The sequence below is a fragment of the Streptomyces sp. NPDC001220 genome, from assembly GCF_053597895.1.
The window spans coordinates 39949-61147 of sequence record NZ_JBSFJE010000016.1; the positions used below are offsets into that span (position 1 = coordinate 39949).

Genomic DNA, 21199 nt, shown 5'->3' on the forward strand with positions numbered 1-21199 from the left:
CGGCAGTGTCGCTAGCGCTCGTTGTGCCCGGACCCGCGCTGCGCGACCAGGGCGTCGCGGATCTGCTGCAGCACCTCCAGCTCGGTCACCTCGACGACCTCGCGCGTGCCCTCCTTCGCCCTCCTGCGAGCCTCTATTCGGGCCAGGTACTTCGCCATCGGCAGGACCATCAGGAAGTACACGACCGCCGCGGTGATCACGAAGCTCAGCGTGGCTCCCAGGACGGAGCCCCACATGATCGGAATGCCGCTCTTCACCGAGCCGTCCGGGTTCAACGCGCACGGGTCCTTCAGGCACGAGCTGTAGCTGTCGAGGTTCTTCGTGCCGATCGAGCCGACCAGCGGGTTGATGATCCCCTTCACCACCGAGTTGACAATGTTCGTGAAGGCGGCGCCGATGACGACCGCGACTGCCAGATCGACGACGTTTCCACGCATTAGGAAGGCCTTGAAGCCCTGCCAGATGCCCGGTTCCTTCTTCTCGCTCACCTCGGGGACTCTCCTCGCATGCACAGGGTGTGGAACAAAACGCTCCGCAACCTACGCCACCATGCGGCCATCTGGTCCAATCCGGCAGCTCGAACGAGCGACTTGACAGGATTCGGCCAAGAAATTTCCCCAGGCTGTTCAGCACAACGTCACCGCCAGCCGTGCCGTGGCGCTCGCGCCGACCAGCCGTGCCGCGGCGGTGCGCGGAACCGAGAGCACCACCAGCGCCCCGCTCTCCGAGGTCCCCTCGACCGGTTCCGGCAGCTCCTTCACACGCACCCCACGCGCGATCACCCGGGCCTCCCCGCCCGTCGCGGGATCGCCGGCGGCGATGACGTCCACCCGGTCGCCGGGGCGCAGCAGGCGGACCGTGGCGGCGTCGGCGATCCGCACCGGCGCCGTCACCATGTCCACGGGCGGGGCGTGCCGCCGTACCGGCTGGGTGGCCGGATGCTTCCGGGTCCGCTCGGCGCGCAGGGGATCCGTGGCGGCGCGGGGCCCGGCCGCCACGAGCGCCGCCGCCGTGATTGCCAGGCCGGCCGCGAGGGCCCGCCTGCGGTGCCGCAGCAGCCGCCCCAGCAGGTGGCTCCCGCCGCGTACCCGCACCGGGTCGAAGTGCGGGACCTCGCAGGTGGCGGGGGCGTCCGTGCCCAGCGGGCGCGGGACGCGAAGGGGAGGGGGGAAAACGGGGGAGGAGGGTGGGGGAACGGACATGTGGATCACCACCTGCGACGAGGAATCGGCTTGCGAGGCCACGATGAGGCCTCGTGCCGAAACGCGTCGGAGCCCGTGGGCTACCCACGGGTTGTGGACAACTCCGCCACCCGAACGAGGAATTCCGCACGTTTTCCACAGCGGCACGGCCGCTCGATGAACCGCCCTGGCGCCCGTGCTACGGCAGCGGGAATCCCGGGTCCATCCCGCCGAGCGCGTTCGTGCACAGGCAGTCCCGTGCCGTGTTCTCCGGCAGGGCCGCCACCGCGTCGAACAGCACGCCCCGCAGCCGGTCCACGTTCGCCGCGAACACCCGCAGCACCTCGTCGTGCGAGACGCCCTCACCGGTCTCGGCGCCCGCGTCCAGGTCGGTGACCAGCGTCAACGACGTGTAGCAGAGCTCCAGTTCGCGGGCGAGCGCCGCCTCCGGATGACCGGTCATGCCCACCACGGACCAACCCTGAGCCTGGTGCCACAGCGACTCGGCGCGCGTCGAGAAGCGCGGTCCCTCGATCACGACCAGCGTGCCCCGGTCCACCGGCTCCCAGTCCCGGCCGTGAGCCGCCTTGAGCGCCGCGGCCCGCCCGGTGGGGCAGTAGGGGTCGGCCAGGGACACGTGCACCACGTTCGGCACGGTGCCGTCGGGCAGCGGCAGCCCGTCGAAGTACGACTGCGCCCGGGACTTCGTACGGTCCACCAGCTGGTCCGGTACGAGGAGCGTGCCCGGCCCGTACTCGGGGCGCAGACCGCCCACCGCGCACGGGCCCAGTACCTGGCGCACGCCGACGGAGCGCAGCGCCCAGAGGTTGGCCCGGTAGTTGATGCGGTGCGGCGGCAGATGGTGGCCGCGTCCGTGACGGGGCAGGAAGGCGACCCGGCGGCCGGCGATCTCGCCGAGGAAAAGGGAGTCGCTGGGCGGCCCGTAGGGCGTGTCGACCTGGACCTCGGTCACGTCCTCGAGGAAGGAGTAGAAGCCGGAGCCGCCGATTACGCCGATCTCTGCGTTCACCATGCCCAGCACACTAGCTGGCCGCCGCGGCACGCCGGACCCGGTGCCCGGGAACACCTCGGACCCCGCCGTCACACGACGGCGGGGTCCGGGAAGAGGAGTCTCAGGCGGCGGAGCTGCTGGCGGAGCCCGAGGAGGACGTCGAGCCCGAGGATGACGTCGAGGACGACGACTTCGAGTCGGACGACGTGCTCGACGAGCCGGAACTCGACGGCTTCGACGCGGGGCTGCTGCTCGACGAGGAGCCGCGGCTGTCGTTGCGGTAGAAACCCGAGCCCTTGAAGACAATGCCGACGGCGGAGAACACCTTCTTCAGGCGGCCACCGCAGTTGGGGCACTCGGTCAGGGCGTCGTCGGTGAACTTCTGCACCGCCTCGAGGCCCTCGCCGCACTCGGTGCACTGGTACTGGTAGGTCGGCACTGTCTTCCTCCTGGCACTCTCACTCGATGAGTGCTAACGACGGTCCATAGTGACGTATTCCCGAGGATCAGTCCACCGTCACCGGCACGCGGTGACCGACGCCACGTGCGACCGTACGGTTCCGGGGCCGGGTGACGAGTCGCGAGCGCAGCGCCAGAAGGGTCACCAGGGCGAGCACCGTGCCCGCCATCGGCACCAGGAATCCGGCGCCGCCCCACAGGCGGTCCTCCAGCTGTCCGGCGACCGTGACCGCGGCCGCCTGGCCGAGCGCCACCGCGCCGGTCAGCCAGGTGAACGCCTCAGTGCGGGCGCCTGCGGGGACCAGGCCCTCGACCAGCGTGTAGCCGGTGATCAGCGCGGGTGCGATGCACATGCCGACCAGCAGGCCGAGGCCCGCCAGGACGAGCGCGGAATGGGACGTCCACAGCGCCGACGCGGTCAGCGCCAGCGCCGCGTAACCGACGACCAGGCGCCGGTGCGGGGCGGCCTTCCAGACGATCGCGCCGCAGACGATGCCCGAGAGCATGTTGCCCGCGGCGAACGTGCCGTACAGGACGCCGTTCAGGCCGGGCTCACCGATCGACTCGGTGAACGCGGCGAGCGAGACCTGCATGCCGCCGAAGACCGATCCGATGCCGAGGAAGGCGACGACCAGCACCCGCACGCCGGGGACGCGGAGCGCGGAGACGTGCTGCACGCGCGCGTGGCCGGTGACGGCCACCCGCGGCTGGGTGCTCTTCTGCGCGGCGAAGAGGAGACCGCCGACCAAGGTCAGCGCGGCCTCCGTGACCAGGCCGGCGGCCGGGGCCACGGCGGTGCACAGGGCGGTCGCGAGCAACGGGCCGAAGACGAAGGTCAGCTCGTCCGTGACGGACTCGAAGGCGGCCGCGGTGGACATGAGGGGTGAGTCCTGGAGCTTCACGCCCCAGCGGGCGCGCACCATGGGGCCGACCTGCGGCACCGAGGCCCCGGTGGGCACGGCCGCCACGAACAGCGCCCACAAGGGCGCGTGCGCCAGCGCGAGCGCCGTGAAGGCGAGCCCCGACAGCGTGTGGACCAGCACTCCGGGGATCAGCACCGCGCGCTGCCCGTAGCGGTCGGCGAGGCGCCCGCTGTAGGGCGCGAACAGCGCCATGGAGACACCGGTGACCGCCGCGGCGGCGCCCGCGGCGCCGTACGAGCCGGTGGTGTGCTGCACGAGCAGCACGATCGAGATGGTGAGCATCGCGAACGGCTGGCGCGCCGCGAAACCGGGAAGCAGGAACGTCCAGGCGCCGCGGGTGCGCAGCAGCTGTCCGTATCCCGGGCGGGGCGGCGTCGCCGAGTTCTCCGACGGCTCGGTGGTGACCGTGGATTCCACGGCCCGTGCCTTTCTGCCGCCTGGTAGCGCGCCCGTGCGGGGGCGCCGAGAGCTGTCCTCTTGCGCGGAACTGCGGTAGATACCGGTGTCCACTGCGAAGAGCGATCCGGCCGCCATACGGTCGCGCCAGCTCTGCGTCAGGCAGAGTTGGTTCGATCAGGGTGCTTTCATCGTACAGGGCTCGACACGCCGCACACCTGTGAAAACGGGCACCATAGGGGGCGTTCACCTGGGATTGGGCGGGGTGTGAACCGCCCGAAACGCACCCTTAACACGCCCCTCGCGCGCCCCGCGGCCGCGGCCGCAGGCGCCGCGCGCGCCAGCGCCCGCGGCCGTCCCGCGCCCCCGGCGCCCCTGACCGTCCCGTGCGCCCGCGCTCACCGCCCGGAGGGCGACCCCGGCCCCGGCCCCGCGCCCGACCCCGCGCTCGCCGTTCCGTTCGTGCCCAGCCAGCTCGCCAGCTTGCCTCCGTGCCCGACCGCGCGCAGCCGGCGCTCAGCGGCGTCGCGTACCGGGTCGGTGGCGACCACGAGGAGTTCATCCCCGCGCCGCAGCACCGTCGTGGGCAGCGGAACAAACGATTTTCCTTCGCGGACGACCAGGGTGACGGCGGCTCCGGCGGGCAGCCGCAGCTCGTTGACCTCCACGCCGTGCATCCGCGAGCCCTCGGGGATTGTGACGGACAGCAGGTGCCCGCGCAGCCGCTCCAGGGGCGCGGACTCGATGCCGAGGTCGGCCGCCTCCGGGTAGTCGCCGAGCCGCAGCTTGCGGGCCAGCCAGGGCAGCGTCGGCCCCTGGACGAGGGTGTAGACGACGACCAGGACGAAGACGATGTTGAAGATCCGGTGGCTGGTGTCGACGCCGTTCACCATGGGGATCGTCGCCAGGATGATGGGGACGGCGCCGCGCAGGCCGGCCCAGGACATCAGGGTCTGCTCCCGCCACGGCACACGGAACGGCGCGAGGCTGACGATCACGCTCAGGGGCCGGGCCACCATGGTGAGCGCGAGCCCGATGATCAGGGCCGGCCAGATGTCGTCACCGAGTTCGTGCGGGGTGACCAGCAGGCCGAGCAGGACGAACATGCCGATCTGGGCGATCCAGCCGAGTCCCTCGGCGAAGCCGCGCGTGGCGGGCCAGTGCGGCAGCCTGGCGTTGCCGAGCACCATGGAGGCGAGGTACACGGCGAGGAAGCCGCTGCCGTGCGCCAGCGCGCCGGCGGCGTACGCCGTGACCGCGATGGCCATCACGGCGATCGGGTAGAGGCCGGAGGCGGGCAGTGCCACATGCCTGAGGCCCCAGGACCCGAGCCAGCCGACCGCGAGGCCCATGGCCGCACCGATGGCCAGTTCCAGGGCTATCTCGCCCAGCAGGACGTACCAGTGCTCGACCGGGCCCGCGGTGGAGAAGGCGACGACCAGGATGACCACCGGGGCGTCGTTGAAGCCGGACTCGGCCTCCAGCGTGCCCGTCACGCGCGCGGGGAGGGGAATGCGCCGGAGCACGGAGAACACCGCCGCCGCGTCCGTCGAGGACACCACCGCTCCGATGATGAGCGCCTGCCGCCACTCCAGCCCGACCAGATAGTGCGCGCCCGCCGCGGTGACCCCGACACTCACCCCGACCCCGACCAGGGCCAGCACGGACGCGGACGCCAGGACCGGTTCGACCACCTTCCACTTCGTTCCGAGACCGCCCTCGGCCAGGATCACGACCAGGGCCGCGTATCCGATGACCTGGGTCAGTTCGGCGTTGTCGAAGTGGATGTCGCCGATGCCGTCCTGGCCCATGAGGACGCCGATCCCCAGGTACACGAGCAGGCTGGGGAGCCCGCTGCGCGAGGAGATCCGGACCGCCGCGACGGCGACGAGCAGGACCAGGGAGCAGACGAGCAGGAGCTGGTTGAGGTGCTGGACAGTCAGTGGCGATTCCCTCCGTCGGCTCGCGCGCGGGCGACGCGAAAGCTCACGTACACAGGACCCGAGGCTGCGGCGCTCCGCACCCAAGTACTTCGTTACCTTACCTAACTCTTGACGCTTTCTTGACGTTGCGCGAGGCAAGATCGAACGGCCGTGCCCGCCGGTTCCCGACTCCGCGTCAAGGCGCGTGAGGCCCTGCGCCTATGGTTGCTCCAGCACTCCAGGACCGCCTGCCGCTCGCGTTAGGACAGCAAGGACAGCGATGCCCCCCAACACCACCGCCACATCGGGTGACAAGCCTGGCAAGTCCGGCAGGAAGAAGGGGCGCAAAGCCCGCCTGATCGTTCTGGTGCTCGTCCTCGCCATCGTCGGGGGCATCGCCTACGGGGCGTACTGGTCGATCAGCACGGTCCGCGCGTCCTTCCCGCAGACCAAGGGTTCGCTCACGCTCAAGGGCCTCTCCGGACCCGTGACCGTGAAGCGGGACGGCTACGGAATCCCGCAGATCTACGCCTCGTCCGACGCGGACCTGTTCATGGCGCAGGGCTACGTCCAGGCGCAGGACCGGTTCTACGAGATGGACGTGCGCCGCCACATGACCTCCGGGCGCCTGTCCGAGATGTTCGGCAAGGGCCAGGTGAAGGACGACGAGTTCCTGCGCACCCTGGGCTGGGACCGGGTCGCGAAGGAGGAGTACGACACCAAGCTGTCGGACTCGACGAAGAAGTACCTCCAGGCCTACTCCAAGGGAGTCAACGCCTACCTCGCCGGCAAGGACGGCAAGGACATCTCCCTGGAGTACGCGGCTCTCGGCTTCATCAACGACTACAAGCCCGAGCAGTGGACGCCCGTCGACTCGGTCTCCTGGCTGAAGGCGATGGCCTGGGACCTGCGCGGCAACATGAAGGACGAGATCGACCGCGCCCTGATGACCAGCCGCCTCGGCCCGCAGCAGATCAAGGACCTCTACCCGGAGTACCCGTACAGCCGCAACAAGCCGATCGTCCAGGAGGGCCAGTACGAGGAGGTCACCAAGACGTTTGAGCAGAGCGGCTCCGCAAGCGGCTCCGGGACCTCGACGGGCACGAGTGGCTACTCCACCTCGTCGGCCACCGGTTCGGCGCTCACAAGCCAGCTGGCGGGCCTCTACAACGTCATGGACGACGTCCCCACGGCCGTCGGTGTGAACGGCCAGGGCATCGGCTCCAACTCCTGGGTCGTCGCGGGCAAGTACACCATCACCGGCAAGCCGCTGCTCGCCAACGACCCGCACCTGTCGGCCTCGCTGCCGTCCGTCTGGTACCAGATGGGCCTGCACTGCACGACGGTCTCCAGCAAGTGCCAGTACGACGTCACCGGATACACCTTCGCCGGCATGCCCGGTGTGATCATCGGACACAACGCCGACATCGCCTGGGGCATGACCAACTCCGGTGTCGACGTCACCGACCTCTACCTGGAGAAGCTCTCCGGCGACGGTTACCTGTACGACCGCAAGACCAAGCCCTTCACCACCCGCGAGGAGACCATCAAGGTCGCCGGCGGCACGTCGAAGAAGATCGTCGTACGCCAGACCGCCGACGGGATGCCCCTGCTGTCCGACCGCGACGACGAACTCGTCCAGGTCGGCAGGAAGGCCTCCGTCGACACCGCCGCACCCGACCGAGGCGATGGCTACGGCGTCGCACTGAAGTGGACCGCCCTCGAACCGGGCACCACCATGGACGCCGTATTCGCCCTCGACAAGGCGTCCGACTGGAGCAGCTTCCGCGACGCGGCCGCCCAGTTCGACGTGCCCTCGCAGAACCTGATCTACGCCGACACCAAGAACCACATCGGCTACACGCTGCCCGGCAGGATCCCCACGCGATCGTCGGCCGACGACGGCTCCATCCCGGCCCCCGGCTGGGACTCCAAGTACGCGTGGACCGGGTACATCAAGCAGGACGAACTGCCCTACGAGTACGACCCGGAGCGCGGCTACATCGTCACCGCCAACCAGGCCGTGGTCGGCAAGGACAAGTACCCCTACACGCTCACCACCGACTGGGGCTACGGCACCCGCAGCCAGCGCATCACCGACCTGATCGAGTCGAAGATCAAGGACGGCGGCAAGATCTCCACCGACGACATGCGCCAGATGCAGCTGGACAACAGCAGTGAGATCGCCAAGCTGCTGGTGCCCAAGCTGCTGAAGATCAACCTCGACGACAAGGACGTCCGCGAGGCGCAGAAGCTCCTCGAAGGCTGGGACTACACCCAGGACGCCGACTCCGCGGCCGCCGCCTACTTCAACTCGGTCTGGCGCAACATCCTCAAGCTCGCCTTCGGCAACAAACTGCCCAAGGAACTGCGGGTCAAGGGCCAGTGCCTGTGGGTCGAGAAGGCCGACAGCACCGGTCCGGTCGACGAGGACTCCAAGGTCCGCGAGTGCGGCGAGCGCGACGCCGACCAGGCCCAGCCGGACGGCGGCGACCGCTGGTTCGAGGTGGTCCGCACCCTCATGGACAAGCCGAACAGCGACTGGTGGAAGACGCCCGCGTCCGGCACCCGCCCCAAGGCCGACAACATGAACGAGTTGTTCGCCCGCGCCATGATCGACGCCCGCTGGGAGCTCACCGCCAAGCTCGGCAAGGACATCGACACCTGGAGCTGGGGCCGGCTGCACCGCCTGTTCCTGAAGAACCAGACCCTGGGCACCGACGGCCCGGCCATCGTCCAGTACGTCCTCAACCGCGGCCCCTGGAAGCTCAGCGGCGGCGAGGCCACGGTCAACGCGACCGGCTGGAACGCCGCAGGCGGCTACGGCGTCGTCTGGGTCCCCTCCATGCGGATGGTCGTCAACCTCGACGATCTCGACAAATCCAAGTGGATCAACCTCACCGGAGCCTCCGGCCACGCCTTCAGCGCCCACTACACCGACCAGACAGGCAAGTGGGCCGACGGCGAACTGCTCCCGTGGTCCTTCTCGGACAAGGCGGTCGACAAGAGCACCGGCGACACGCTCGTCCTGAAGCCCTGAGCCCGCCTGACCGCACGCCGCAGGAAACGGCCCTCCACGCACGCGTGGAGGGCCGTTTCCTGCGGCGGCGCTCGGCGTCGTCCCGCGCGCCGGCTACCTCAGGAGTCCGCGAACCGGCGCGCGCCCGACGGCGTCACCACCGCTTGCACCGGCCGGTCGTGCGCCTCCGTGGGCACGCGCTCGACGACCTCCGTGTCGTACAGCAGCACCACGAGCGCGGGGCGCGCGCCCGCGCGTTCCAGACGCGCCAGCACGCGGTCGTACGACCCTCCACCGCGCCCCATCCGCATCCCGCGCGCGTCGACCGCGAGCCCCGGCAGCAGTACGACGTCGGCGGCGAGCACGGCGTCCGGGCCGAGGAGTTCACCGGCGGGTTCGAACAGCGCCATCTTCCCGCCGTGTTGGACGCGCGTGAGGGAGCCCTCCCCGGCGTACGCGCCCCAGTCCAGGTCGTTGTCCGGCAGGAGCGCCGGGAGCAGGACGCGCACGCCCCGCGTGAGCAGCGCGTCGAGCAGCGTGAGCGTGCCGGGCTCGCTCCCGACGGAGACGTACGCCGCCACCGTGCGCGCACGCGCCAGCTCGGGCAGTTCCAGAGCGTGCTCGGCCAGCGCGACGGCCGACTCCCTGACGACGTCTGTCGTCAACCTGTTCCTCACCCCCAGGAATTCTCGCCGCAACTTTCGCTTGTCAGTCTCGCCCCCGGGTTCACCGTGCTGCACAGGTCGTCCCCGCATCCCTTCTAATCTGCTCATATGAGTGCCAATTAACCGGAGCCTCAGATTCTTCGCAAAGGCACCGGATAAGGTTGCGGACATGACTCAGTCGCACCCCAGGATCAGCAAGGCTGTCATCCCCGCCGCGGGCCTCGGCACCCGGTTCCTGCCGGCCACCAAGGCCACTCCCAAGGAGATGCTGCCGGTCGTCGACAAGCCGGCGATCCAGTACGTGGTCGAGGAGGCCGTGTCGGCGGGGCTCGACGACGTCCTCATGATCACCGGACGCAACAAGCGTCCCCTGGAAGACCACTTCGACCGCAACTACGAGCTGGAATCGGCGCTTCAGAAGAAGGGCGACGCCAGCCGGCTCGCCAAGGTCCAGGAGTCCAGCGACCTGGCCACGATGCACTACGTGCGCCAGGGCGACCCCAAGGGCCTCGGCCACGCCGTGCTCTGCGCGGCCCCGCACGTGGGCCACGAGCCCTTCGCCGTCCTGCTCGGCGACGACCTGATCGACCCGCGCGACCCGCTGCTCCAGCGCATGATCGAAGTCCAGGAGCAGCACGGCGGCAGCGTGATCGCGCTCATGGAGGTGGACCCGGAGCAGATCCATCTCTACGGCTGCGCCGAAGTGGAGACCACGGTCGACGGTGACGTCGTCAGGGTGACCGGCCTGGTGGAGAAGCCGGACCCGGCGGACGCCCCGTCGAACTACGCCATCATCGGCCGCTACGTCCTCGACCCGCACGTCTTCGACATACTGCGGCGCACCGAGCCCGGCCGCGGCGGCGAGATCCAGCTCACCGACGCCCTGCAGCAGCTCGCCCAGACGTATTCGTCAGCGGCTACCGCCGCGGAGAAGGTCGGCGGCCCCGTGCACGGCGTCGTCTTCAAGGGCCGCCGCTATGACACCGGCGACCGCGGCGACTATCTGCGTGCCATTGTCAGGCTCGCGTGCGAACGTGAAGACCTGGGCCCGGACTTCCGGACCTGGCTTCGCAGTTACGTAGCCGAGGAGATGCAGCAGAGTTGAGCAGCGCCGCGACCCGCCCCGCCGGCCAGAACCACCTGTGGTCGGTGGACGAGCACCTGGAGGACATCCTCACCACCGTCCGCCCCCTGGAAGTCATCGAGCTGCAACTCCTCGACGCCCAGGGCTGCGTCCTGGTCGACGACGTCATGGTGCCGGTGTCACTGCCGCCGTTCGACAACAGCTCCATGGACGGGTACGCGGTACGGGTCGCGGATGTGGCGGGCGCGAGCGAGGAGTTCCCGGCCGTCCTGGAGGTCGTCGGGGACGTGGCGGCGGGCGCCGCTGAGCTCACCCCGGTCGGCCCCGGTCAGGCCGCCCGGATCATGACCGGTGCCCCGCTGCCGCCCGGCGCCGAGGCCGTCGTCCCCGTGGAGTGGACCGACGGCGGACTCGGCGAGGGACCGGTCGAGGGCATGGTGGCGCGCCGCCTCGCGCCCGAGGGTGCCGAGGGGCACGTGCGCGTGCACCGGCCGGCCGAGGCACGCGCGCACGTGCGCGCGAAGGGCAGCGACGTGCGGGCCGGCGACCGCGCCCTGGAGGCGGGCACCGTGCTGGGGCCGCCGCAGATCGCGCTGCTCGCCGCGATCGGCCGCGGCTCGGTACGCGTACGCCCGCGCCCCCGTGTGGTGGTCCTGTCCACCGGCAGCGAGCTCGTCCAGCCCGACGAGGAACTCGGCAGCGGCCAGATCTACGACTCCAACAGCTTCGCCCTCACCGCCGCGGCCCGGGACGCGGGCGCCATCGCCTACCGGGTGGGCGCGGTCGTCGACGACGCCGACACCCTGCGTGCCACCATCGAGGACCAGCTCGTCAGGGCCGACCTGATGGTCACCACCGGCGGCGTGAGCGTGGGGGCGTACGACGTCGTCAAGGAGGCGCTGGCGCACGTCGGCGACGCAGACGAGGCGGGCGGCGGCATCGACTTCCGCAAGCTCGCCATGCAGCCCGGCAAGCCCCAGGGCTTCGGCTCCATCGGCCCCGACCACACGCCCCTGCTGGCCCTGCCCGGCAACCCCGTGTCGTCGTACGTCTCCTTCGAGCTGTTCGTCCGACCGGCCATCCGCACCCTGATGGGCCTCCCGGACGTGCACCGGCCCCGTACGAAGGCCATCCTCAGGGCGGACCGGGCGCTCGGCTCGCCCAAGGGGCGCAGGCAGTTCCTGCGCGGGGCGTACGCCGACGGCGAGGTGACCGTCGTGGGCGGCGCCGGTTCGCATCTGGTCGCCGCCCTGGCACACGCCGACGCGCTGATCGTCGTACCCGAGGACGTGGAGTCCGTCGAGCCCGGCAGCGAGGTCGAGGTCGTCCTGCTCGGATGATGCGCGCGCGTACCCGTCCGCCGGGCGATCCTGCCCGGTCCTCCGTGCCGGCTTGGCGGTACCGTGTCGCGCACAGCAGGCCCGAGCGCCGCACCGCGACGGGCCCGGACCGGGAGCGCCACACAGCATGACTGAGCCTTCCCGGGGGGAGACCCCCGGACGCCCTGCGCCAGACCGCCTGACGCACATCGACGACGCGGGCGCCGCCCGCATGGTCGACGTGTCCGGCAAGGACGTGACCGCGCGTACCGCCCGCGCCAGCGGACGCGTCCTCGTCTCGCCCCGCGTGATCGAGTTGCTGCGCGGCGAGGGCGTCCCCAAGGGCGACGCCCTCGCCACCGCGCGCATCGCGGGCATCATGGGCGCCAAACGCACCCCGGACCTGATCCCGCTGTGCCACCCCTTGTCGGTCTCCGGTGTGAAACTGGATCTGTCGGTCGCGGAGGACGCCGTGGAGATCCGGGCCACCGTGAAGACGACGGACCGCACGGGCGTCGAGATGGAGGCCCTCACCGCGGTCTCCGTCGCCGCACTCACCGTGATCGACATGGTCAAGGCGGTCGACAAGGGAGCTGTCATCACAGACGTACGCGTGGAGGAGAAGACGGGCGGCAAGTCGGGCGACTGGAGCCGGGCGTGAGCGCCGGGCCGTCCGCCGGTGGTGCGCCGCGCGCGCCGTACCGTGCGCTGGTGGTGACCGCCTCCAACCGCGCCGCCGCCGGTGTCTACGAGGACAAGGGCGGACCGCTGGTCGCGGCGGGCCTGGAGGGCTTCGGATTCGCCGTGGACGGGCCGCGGGTCGTGCCCGACGGGGATCCCGTGACGGCCGCCCTGCGCGCGGCCGTCGAAGCCGGATACGACGTCGTCGTCACCACCGGAGGCACCGGCATCTCGCCCACCGACCGGACGCCCGAGGCGACCCGCGCGGTGATCGACCACGAGGTACCGGGCATCGCGGAGGCCGTCCGCGCGTTCGGACGGGAGAAGGTGCCCACCGCGGCCCTCTCCCGTGGTCTGGCCGGGGTGGCGGGCCGGACGCTGATCGTCAACCTTCCGGGGTCCACCGGCGGGGTACGGGACGGCCTGGCCGTCCTGGAACCGCTGCTGGCGCACGCCGTCGACCAGATCCGAGGCGGCGACCACCCCAGACCCAGCACCGGGGGTGCGAGCTGAACAGCCCATCCTGGCCCGTCGTGCTGGTGGACGGCGATGTCGTCCTCCGGCCCATAAGGGTGCGCGACCAGCGGGCCTGGCGCGAGGTCAACCGGCGCAACCGCGACTGGCTGCGCCCCTGGGAGGCGACCATCCCGCCGCCCACGCCCAGCGGTCCGATCACACACCGGCCGACCTACCGGCAGATGGTCCGGCATCTGCGCTCGGAGGCGAACGCGGGCCGCATGCTGCCCTTCGTCATCGAGTACCAGGGTCGCCTGGTCGGGCAGTTGACGGTCGCCGGGATCACCTGGGGGTCGATGTGCTCGGGACACGTCGGCTACTGGGTGGACCGGTCGGTGGCCGGCCGCGGGGTGATGCCGACGGCCGTCGCGCTCGTGGTGGACCACTGTTTCCGCACGGTCGGTCTGCACCGCATCGAGGTCTGCATTCGCCCCGAGAACCGGCCCAGCCGCCGGGTCGTGGAGAAACTCGGATTCCGTGAGGAGGGGCTGCGGCCGCGTTATCTCCACATCGACGGAGCCTGGCGCGACCACCTCGTCTTCGCCCTCACCGCGGAAGAGGTGCCCGAAGGGTTGCTCGGCCGCTGGCGGAGGGAACGCTCCCAGAGCGGGTCACCCAAGGCACCGGGCACGACGGGCACTCCGAACATGCCCTGGAATCCGCAGAACACTCCAGGGAATCCCGGCTAGCCTGAAAATGGAATATGTGTTCGAAATTGATCGACTGATGACCGTCTCAGGGCATTGAATTCGCGGCTCCGGCGGCCGTCTGATCGCATCGGTCACAAAAAAAGTTCGAAATATCAGCCAGATCGTGCGACACACCGACGCAATTGGCAGATGGCCCCACGCAAACCCCTCTACCGTGTGAGGCGTGAGCAGCAGCGGCCTCATCTACGCAGTCATTGTCGGGGCCTGGGCCGCCTACTTGGTGCCGATGTGGCTCCGTAGGCAGGACGAGCTGAACGAGGCCCGTCCGACGGAACGCTTCAGCACCGCCATCCGGCTGCTGTCCGGACGGGCGGGGATGGAGCGCCGATACGCCAAGGACCTGCGGGCGCGCTCCGCCCCCGAGGGGGAGCAGGACGCCGGTGATCCGGACGCCGTCACCGACTCGGTGGACGTCCGGGCCTTCGCCATGCCTCCGACCCGCCGTCAGGTCCGGGCCGAGGCGGAGCCGGAGGCACCCGGGCGCCAGGAACCGGCGCGCGACCAGGCGGTCGCGCAGGCGGCCAAGTCCCCGTCAGCACCGGCCCGTCAGGCAGGCGCCACGCCCGCCCCGGCATCAGCCTCCGAGCGCAAGCGAGTTCCGGCTGCGCGGCGCGCGTCCTCGGCGCAGACGGCCGCAGCACGCGCCCGGCGTACGAAGGCGCTCGCGCGCCGTCGGCGCACCACCGTGTTGCTCTTCGTCGCGTTCACGCTGGGCGCGATCGTCGCAGCCGTCGGGGGGTTGGCGTTCCTGTGGGCTCCGGGTGTACCCGCCGTCATGCTCAGCGGCTACATCGCCTACCTGCGCGCGCAGGAGCGCCGGCGCTTCGCCTACCACATGGACCGGCGTCAGGCCGAGGTCGCCGCACAGCGGTTGCGGGAGCGCCAGCCGCGGCGGCGTGCGCCCCTCGACCATGACGCGGTCACGGACGAACCGGACGAGGGACCAGGGGCCGAGACCGACCCCGGCCTGTCCGCGCTCGCCGCTGACCGGCGCGCTCTCGTCGAACAGACCGATCACGCCGAGTGGGTCGACCAGCAGCGTGAGCGGCAGCGGCGGCCCGGGCACGGAGACAGCTGGGACCCGGTGCCGGTGCCACTGCCGACGTACGTGACCGCGCCGGTCGCGCCCCGCGCCACCTCCGATGTGGATCTGGGGGCGCCCGACGCCTGGAGTTCGGCGCGGTCCAGCTCCGTCGCGCCAGAGCAGGAGACCAAGCCGGTCGCGCCGGAGAGCGAGGCGGAGGCGGCGGAGTCCGCCGCCGACGACAAGCCGGCGGACGGCCGGACCGACGCGCGCCGCGCGGCCTCCGCGCGCCGGGCACGCGAGCGCGGCCGCACGCCGCTGTTCGACCAGTACGAGGACGGCGAGCGCCCGCGCGCGGCCAACGAGTGACCCGGGGAAAGCGCGAGGCGCCTCCCGGGACCCCGTCCCTGACCAGTCAGGGAATGGATTTCCAAGCACCCCGACGGGGATGCTAGAGTTTCACTCGTTGCAAGGGCCTGTGGCGCAGTCTGGTAGCGCACCTCGTTCGCATCGAGGGGGTCTGGGGTTCAAATCCCCACAGGTCCACTGCACGATGAGATGCCGGCGATCATTCCGATCGCCGGGATTTCTGTCGTTTCCGGGATGCCCCGACCCGCGACCCAGTGGGTACCGGAAGGCGAGTTGGGGCGGTCGGATGTGACGCGTATTACAAGTCCGCCCGCAGGGGCTTCGCGTAGCAGCGGCTCGACTCGTAGTGGCGGTAGTAGCCGAACTTCACGCACGGCTCGTAACCGCTGGAGGTGTACAGGGCAATGGCCTCCGGCTGCTTGGTGCCGGTCTCCAGGACCATGCGGAGGCGGCCGGCCGCGCGGGCGTCGTCCTCCAGGGCCGCGAGCATGCGGCGGGCCAGCCCCCGGCCGCGCATCTCCTCGACGACGAACATGCGCTTGAGTTCGGCGTCGCCGTCCTCGTTGCCCTCGCCGTTCTCGTCCTGGCTGCGCCAGCCGCCGGTGGCCACGGGGCGGTCGGACTCGTCGTACGCGATCAGGTAGACGCCGTTCGGCGGTGCGAAGTCGGCCGTGTCGAGGGCCGTGGCGTCGCCCCCGTCGCCGTAACGCACGTGGTACTCGGCCTGGACCTCGTCGTTGAGCTTGACGGCGTCGGGGTGATCGAAGGCAACGGAACGTATATTCATGTGAGGCATCGTATATTCGTGCAGGCGAAAGCGCGGTGGACATGGGGTCTCCGTCCAGTGTGCCGGTATCGTGCCCTGGTGCTGACTGTGACCTCGGTGAATGTGAACGGGCTGCGGGCCGCCGCGAAGAAGGGCTTCGTGGAGTGGCTCGCGGAGACCTCCGCGGACGTGCTCTGCCTGCAGGAGGTGCGCGCGGAGCCGCAGCAGCTCCCGGAGGGGGCGCGCGCGCCCGGCGGATGGCACGTCGTGCACGCCCCCGCGTCCGCCAAGGGGCGCGCGGGTGTCTCCCTCTACACCCGGCGTGAGCCGGACAGCGTGCGCGTCGGCTTCGGCTCGGACGAGTTCGACGCGAGCGGGCGCTATGTCGAGGCCGACCTGCCCGGCGTCACCGTCGCCTCCCTCTATCTCCCCTCCGGGGAGGTCGGCACCGAGCGGCAGGGCGAGAAGTACCGGTTCATGGACGCGTTCCTCGCCCACCTGAAGGAACTGCGCGAGCGGGCCGCCGCCGACGGGCGCGAGGTCGTCGTCTGCGGCGACTGGAACATCGCCCACCAGCAGGCCGACCTGAAGAACTGGCGCGGCAACACCAAGAACTCCGGCTTCCTGCCGGAGGAACGGGAGTGGCTGACCAGCGTCCTGGACCCGGCCGACGGCGGCTACGTCGACGTCGTACGCGCACTGCATCCGGAGGTCGAGGGGCCGTACACTTGGTGGTCGTACCGGGGGCGGGCCTTCGACAACGATTCGGGATGGCGCATCGACTACCAGATGGCCACGCAGGGGCTCGCGGGCAAGGCGGTCAAGGGCTTCGTGGAGCGCGCGGCCACCCATGCGGAGCGCTGGTCGGACCACGCGCCGGTCACTGTCGTGTACGACCTCTGACGGGCTGGTCCCGCTTGCTCATCCGGCGGTCCAGGGCCAGCGAAACCTCCGCCTCCACCACGCTGCGGGCCAGGGGGCGCAGGCGCTCCATGTCCTCTCGTGGGTTGTGCCGCAGGACTAGTTCGGCGAAGAGTTCGGCGAGGGCGTCGGCGTGTTCGCGGACGCTCCGGCCGGCGGCCAGGACCTCCGCGAGCGGGAAGCCCTCGCGGACCAGGGCCTCCGAGGCGTCCAGCAGGCGGCGGCTGATGTGGACGATGTCGTCGCCGTCGGTGCCGAGGTAGCCGAGGTCCAGCGCCGTGGCGAGGTTCTCCGTGGTGACCTGGCCCTCGAAGCGGGCGGCGAGTTCCTCGGGGGTGAGACGGACCGGCTCCTCCTCCGTCGGCTCGATGCCCAGGAGGTCGGCGACATCGCGGCCCTGGTCGAGGGCTTCGGCGAGCTCCGCGATGCCGTTCAGGGTGTGGCCGCGTTCCAGGAGCGCCGAGATCGTGCGCAGCCGGGCCAGGTGATGGTCGTCGTACCAGGCGATACGGCCCTCGCGGCGGGGCGGCCGGATCAGCTTGCGCTCGCGGTAGAAGCGCAGCGTGCGCACGGTGATGCCGGCCAGGCCGGCCAGTTCCTCCATGCGGTACTCGCGCGCCTCGCCGCCCTGTCCGCCGTCGTCTGCCACATGCGAAGCCTATGTTGTACCGCCGGTAACTTTCGTCCGTCCGGGCTCTACCCATCAGTACGGAGCTGCTCTACAGTCCAATCGTGCCAGTGTTCACTGGCGTAATCATGGTCGATGCGTGGAGGCTCCGGATGGCCCAGCACGAGCAGGTACGGGTGGCGGTGATCGGGTCCGGGTTCGGCGGACTGGGCGCGGCCGTGCGGTTGCGCCGGGAAGGGATCACCGACTTCGTCGTCCTGGAACGGGCCGGCAGCGTCGGCGGCACCTGGCGGGACAACAGTTACCCGGGGTGCGCCTGCGACGTGCCGTCCCACCTGTACTCCTTCTCCTTCGCACCCAACCCCGACTGGCCGCGCACCTTCTCCGGCCAGGAACACATCCGCGCCTATCTGGAGCACGTCGCCGATGTGTTCGGGCTGCGGCCCCACCTCCGCTTCGACGCCGAGGTCAAGCGGATGGCCTGGGACCCGGAGAAGCTGCGCTGGGACATCGAGACGGCCTCCGGTTCGCTCTCCGCCGACGTCGTCGTCTCCGCCACCGGGCCGCTGTCCGACCCGAAGATCCCCGAGATCCCGGGGCTGGACTCCTTCCCCGGCAAGGTCTTCCACTCGGCCCGCTGGGACCACGACTACGACCTGCGCGGCAAGCGGGTCGCCATGGTCGGCACCGGCGCCTCCGCGATCCAGATCGTGCCCGCCATCCAGCCCGAGGTCGCGAAACTCACCCTCTTCCAGCGCACGCCCCCGTGGGTGATGCCCCGCGTGGACCGCGCCATCAGCGCCGCCGAACGGCGGGTGCACCGGGCGCTGCCCTTCACCACCCAGGCCCGGCGTGGGTTCCTGTGGGGGATCCGGGAACTCCAGGTCCAGGCGTTCACCAAGCGCCCCGACGAACTCGGCCTGGTCGAGAGCATCGCCAAGCGCAACATGGCCCGTGCCATCAAGGACCCCGTGCTGCGCGCCAGGCTCACCCCGGACTATCGCATCGGCTGCAAGCGGATCCTGCTGTCCAGCACCTACTATCCGGCGCTGGCGCAGCCCAACGTGGACGTGGTGGCGAGCGGGCTCAGCGAGATCCGCGGATCGACCGTGGTGGCCGCCGACGGCAGCACCGCCGAGGTCGACGCGATCATCTTCGGCACCGGCTTCCACGTCACCGACATGCCCATCGCCGAGCGGGTCGTCGGCGCCGACGGGCGCACCCTCGCGGAGGCCTGGAAGGGCGGCATGGAGGCGCTGCGCGGTGCCGCTGCCGCCGGGTTCCCGAACTGGATGACGATCATCGGGCCCAACACCGGCCTCGGGAACTCCTCCATGATCCTCATGATCGAGTCCCAGCTGAACTACATGGCCGACTACCTGCGCCAGCTCCGTGTCCTCGGGGGGCGCGCGGCCCTCGACGCGCGCCCCGCCGCCGTGGCCGCCTGGAACCACAAGGTCCAGGAACGCATGAAGCGCACCGTGTGGAACACCGGCGGCTGCACCAGCTGGTACCTGGACGCGAGCGGCCGCAACACCACCATCTGGCCCGGTACGACGACGGAGTTCCGGCGCGCGACCCAGCGGGTGGATCTCGCGGAGTACGAGGTGGTCCGGGCGCCCCTGGCCGGCGACGAGGACGGCGCGCACGGCGCCAAGTCCGGTGCGGAGGTGGGCGCGTGAGCCGGCTCACCCATGTGACCACCGGGCCGTACGCGCCGCCCGCGCCCGCGCGTGAACTCACCGTCGTCTCCGCCGACGGCGCGCGCCTGCACGTCGAGGTGCACGGCCCCGAGGACGCGCCCGCCGTCGTCCTCGCCCACGGCTGGACCTGCTCGACCGCCTTCTGGGCGGCGCAGATACGGGAACTGGCCGTCGACCACCGGGTCATCGCGTACGACCAGAGAGGGCACGGGCGCAGTCCCGCGAGCCCCGCGTGCACCACCCAGGCGCTGGCGGACGACCTGGAAGCGGTGCTCGCGCACACGCTCGCGCGCGGGGAGCGGGCCGTGATAGCCGGGCACTCCATGGGCGGCATGAGCGTCATGGCGGCCTCCGCGCGCCCGCGCTTCCGTGAACACGCCGCCGCGGTCCTGCTGTGCAGCACCGGCAGTTCACGACTGGTGGCGGAGGCGCGCGTCATACCGTTGCGCGCCGGGGCCGTACGCACCTGGCTCACGGCGCACGTCCTGGCATCGCGCGCCCCGCTCGGACCGGTCACGCCCGCCGCCCGGAGCATCCTCAAGTACGCCACCATGGGCGCCGGTTCCGACCCGCAGATGGTGGACGCGTGCGCGCGGATCGTTCACGCCTGCCCGCGCGGTGTGCGCCACGCCTGGGCGCTCGTCCTCGCGCGCCTCGACCTCGAGGACGGCGTACGGGAGTTGCGCGCGCCCACGGCGGTCATCAGCGGCGCGTCCGACCGGCTCACGCCCCCTGCGCACGCCCGCGCGCTGGCTGAGGCGCTGCCGCACTCCCTCGGTCTCACCGAGCTGCCCGGCATGGGGCACATGACTCCGGTCGAGGCGCCGGAACTGGTCAACGGAAAGATCCGGGAACTGGTCACCGCGTATGTGACGGCCACCCCCGGCCGAGTCGGCGCCGAGGCGCCCGAGCGGATCAAGGAGGGCTCATGAGCAGGGTCGGTCTCGAAGGACAGGTCGCCGTCGTCACCGGAGCGGCGCGCGGGGTCGGCGAGTTGCTCGCCCGCAAGCTCTCCGCGCGCGGGGCGAAGGTCGCGCTGGTCGGGCTGGAGGAGGAGGCGCTCAAGGAGGTCTCCGGGCGGCTGCACACCGACAGCGCGTACTGGTACGCCGACGTCACCGACCACGAGGCGATGAGCCGGGTGGCGCGGGAGGTCAAGGAGCGGTTCGGGAAGGCCGACATCGTGGTGGCCAACGCCGGGGTGGCGAACGGCGGTCCGTTCGCCGAGTCGGATCCCGAGGCCTGGCGGCGGGTGATCGAGGTCAACCTGATCGGCTCGGCGGTGACGGCACGCGCGTTCCTGCCGGTGCTCACGGAGAGCCGGGGCTATCTGCTGCAGATTGCGTCGCTGGCCGCGATCACGCCGGCGCCGATGATGACGGCGTACTGCGCGTCCAAGGCGGGCGTGGAGGCGTACGCGCACAGTCTGCGCGCCGAGGTCGGCCACCAGGGGGTGCGCGTCGGGGTCGGGTACCTGTCCTGGACGGACACCGACATGGTGCGGGGCGCCGACCAGGACGAGGTGATGCGGGAGTTGCGGCAGCGGCTGCCGTGGCCGGCGAACAAGACGTATCCGCTGGGCCCGACGGTGGACCGGATCGTGGCCGGGATCGAGCGGCGCTCGGCGCATGTGTACGGGCAGTGGTGGCTGCGGGGGATGCAGGGCGTGCGCGGGTACCTGCCGGCGCTGATCGGGACGGTCGGGCAGCGCGAGATGAAGCGGTTCGCGCCCCGCTTGCAGGGCATGCGCACCGGGCTCGTCGGCGCAGGTGGGGCCGCTGACGAGGAGGCGCGCACTACGCACCGTCACTGATCGAAATGCGTGCGTTGTCCGCCCGTGTGAATCTGGTCGAGGCCCCACAGAGGGCCGATCCCCTCACCCTCCACGGGAGTGAACCCAC

At 70.9% G+C, this 21199-nt stretch carries 20 protein-coding genes and 1 tRNA gene; 12 read left to right on the forward strand and 9 right to left on the reverse strand.

The genetic code is table 11. The features are described from left to right. Positions 1-11: 11 nt before the first annotated feature. From mscL to ACWDGI_RS33150, 6 genes are all read right to left on the reverse strand, one after another. Positions 12-488 carry a large conductance mechanosensitive channel protein MscL gene (mscL, locus tag ACWDGI_RS33125; RefSeq protein WP_450765410.1) on the reverse strand — a complete coding sequence of 159 codons (477 nt, stop codon included), beginning with the start codon at positions 486-488 and terminating at the stop codon, positions 12-14. 138 nt (positions 489-626) lie between these two features. Beyond that, positions 627-1202, reverse strand: coding sequence for a hypothetical protein (locus tag ACWDGI_RS33130; RefSeq protein WP_450765412.1), 576 nt, complete (start codon positions 1200-1202; stop codon positions 627-629). A 178-nt stretch (positions 1203-1380) separates the two neighbouring features. After that, entirely contained in the window at positions 1381-2214 is an 834-nt protein-coding gene (locus tag ACWDGI_RS33135; protein ID WP_450765414.1) for an S-methyl-5'-thioadenosine phosphorylase, read from the reverse strand. A 100-nt stretch (positions 2215-2314) separates the two neighbouring features. Then, positions 2315-2632, reverse strand: a complete 318-nt coding sequence (locus ACWDGI_RS33140) for an FmdB family zinc ribbon protein (protein WP_450765416.1) — start codon at positions 2630-2632, stop codon at positions 2315-2317. A gap of 67 nt (positions 2633-2699) precedes the next feature. Beyond that, positions 2700-3992: an MFS transporter gene (locus ACWDGI_RS33145; RefSeq protein WP_450765418.1), complete on the reverse strand. Its 1293-nt coding sequence runs from the start codon at positions 3990-3992 to the stop codon at positions 2700-2702. 377 nt (positions 3993-4369) lie between these two features. Further along, positions 4370-5998: a potassium/proton antiporter gene (locus tag ACWDGI_RS33150; RefSeq protein ID WP_450765420.1), complete on the reverse strand. Its 1629-nt coding sequence runs from the start codon at positions 5996-5998 to the stop codon at positions 4370-4372. A gap of 175 nt (positions 5999-6173) precedes the next feature. On the opposite strand from ACWDGI_RS33150, the gene ACWDGI_RS33155 reads away from it, so the two are divergent. Beyond that, positions 6174-8933 carry a penicillin acylase family protein gene (locus ACWDGI_RS33155; RefSeq protein WP_450765422.1) on the forward strand — a complete coding sequence of 920 codons (2760 nt, stop codon included), beginning with the start codon at positions 6174-6176 and terminating at the stop codon, positions 8931-8933. Positions 8934-9031: 98 nt separating this feature from the next. Here the strand turns inward: ACWDGI_RS33155 and ACWDGI_RS33160 are convergent, their stop codons facing one another. After that, positions 9032-9667: a 5-formyltetrahydrofolate cyclo-ligase gene (locus ACWDGI_RS33160; protein ID WP_450765424.1), complete on the reverse strand. Its 636-nt coding sequence runs from the start codon at positions 9665-9667 to the stop codon at positions 9032-9034. Between the two features lie 79 nt (positions 9668-9746). Here ACWDGI_RS33160 and galU point away from each other — a divergent pair, with 79 nt between their 5' ends. The 7 genes from galU (at position 9747) to ACWDGI_RS33195 (ending at position 15457) form a co-directional block, all read left to right on the forward strand. Then, positions 9747-10682 (forward strand): UTP--glucose-1-phosphate uridylyltransferase GalU, encoded by a 936-nt coding sequence (galU, locus tag ACWDGI_RS33165; RefSeq protein ID WP_450765426.1) that lies wholly within the window; start codon positions 9747-9749, stop codon positions 10680-10682. Beyond that, entirely contained in the window at positions 10679-12001 is a 1323-nt protein-coding gene (glp, locus tag ACWDGI_RS33170; protein WP_450765428.1) for a molybdotransferase-like divisome protein Glp, read from the forward strand. The genes galU and glp overlap by 4 nt, the downstream gene beginning before the upstream one ends. 127 nt (positions 12002-12128) lie before the next feature. Then, positions 12129-12641 carry a cyclic pyranopterin monophosphate synthase MoaC gene (gene moaC, locus ACWDGI_RS33175; protein WP_450765430.1) on the forward strand — a complete coding sequence of 171 codons (513 nt, stop codon included), beginning with the start codon at positions 12129-12131 and terminating at the stop codon, positions 12639-12641. After that, positions 12638-13174 carry a MogA/MoaB family molybdenum cofactor biosynthesis protein gene (locus ACWDGI_RS33180; protein ID WP_360489848.1) on the forward strand — a complete coding sequence of 179 codons (537 nt, stop codon included), beginning with the start codon at positions 12638-12640 and terminating at the stop codon, positions 13172-13174. The genes moaC and ACWDGI_RS33180 overlap by 4 nt, the downstream gene beginning before the upstream one ends. 20 nt (positions 13175-13194) lie before the next feature. Further along, positions 13195-13866, forward strand: coding sequence for a GNAT family N-acetyltransferase (locus ACWDGI_RS33185; protein ID WP_450765433.1), 672 nt, complete (start codon positions 13195-13197; stop codon positions 13864-13866). Between the two features lie 184 nt (positions 13867-14050). Continuing rightward, complete coding sequence (sepX, locus tag ACWDGI_RS33190) at positions 14051-15280, forward strand: divisome protein SepX/GlpR (RefSeq protein ID WP_450765435.1); 1230 nt, start codon at positions 14051-14053, stop codon at positions 15278-15280. A gap of 103 nt (positions 15281-15383) precedes the next feature. Further along, positions 15384-15457, forward strand: a tRNA-Ala gene (locus ACWDGI_RS33195). Between the two features lie 121 nt (positions 15458-15578). On the opposite strand, the gene ACWDGI_RS33200 is transcribed toward ACWDGI_RS33195, so the two are convergent. Beyond that, on the reverse strand, positions 15579-16067 hold the full coding sequence (locus ACWDGI_RS33200) for a GNAT family N-acetyltransferase (RefSeq protein ID WP_450765437.1): 489 nt from the start codon (positions 16065-16067) through the stop codon (positions 15579-15581). A 78-nt stretch (positions 16068-16145) separates the two neighbouring features. On the opposite strand from ACWDGI_RS33200, the gene ACWDGI_RS33205 reads away from it, so the two are divergent. Further along, the gene (locus tag ACWDGI_RS33205) at positions 16146-16949 is read left to right on the forward strand and encodes an exodeoxyribonuclease III (RefSeq protein WP_450765439.1); all 804 of its coding nucleotides are present in this window, start codon (positions 16146-16148) and stop codon (positions 16947-16949) included. Here the strand turns inward: ACWDGI_RS33205 and ACWDGI_RS33210 are convergent. Continuing rightward, the gene (locus ACWDGI_RS33210; protein ID WP_450765741.1) at positions 16927-17571 is read right to left on the reverse strand and encodes a MerR family transcriptional regulator; all 645 of its coding nucleotides are present in this window, start codon (positions 17569-17571) and stop codon (positions 16927-16929) included. The two genes, ACWDGI_RS33205 and ACWDGI_RS33210, sit on opposite strands and share 23 nt — an antisense overlap. A 176-nt stretch (positions 17572-17747) precedes the next feature. Here ACWDGI_RS33210 and ACWDGI_RS33215 point away from each other — a divergent pair, with 176 nt between their 5' ends. The 3 genes from ACWDGI_RS33215 to ACWDGI_RS33225 are packed head-to-tail and all read left to right on the forward strand — an operon-like array spanning position 17748 to position 21111. Next, positions 17748-19277: a flavin-containing monooxygenase gene (locus tag ACWDGI_RS33215; protein WP_450765441.1), complete on the forward strand. Its 1530-nt coding sequence runs from the start codon at positions 17748-17750 to the stop codon at positions 19275-19277. Then, the gene (locus ACWDGI_RS33220) at positions 19274-20230 is read left to right on the forward strand and encodes an alpha/beta fold hydrolase (RefSeq protein ID WP_450765443.1); all 957 of its coding nucleotides are present in this window, start codon (positions 19274-19276) and stop codon (positions 20228-20230) included. Before ACWDGI_RS33215 ends, ACWDGI_RS33220 begins: the two co-directional genes overlap by 4 nt. After that, positions 20227-21111 carry an SDR family oxidoreductase gene (locus ACWDGI_RS33225; RefSeq protein WP_450765445.1) on the forward strand — a complete coding sequence of 295 codons (885 nt, stop codon included), beginning with the start codon at positions 20227-20229 and terminating at the stop codon, positions 21109-21111. Before ACWDGI_RS33220 ends, ACWDGI_RS33225 begins: the two co-directional genes overlap by 4 nt. Positions 21112-21199: the final 88 nt, after the last annotated feature.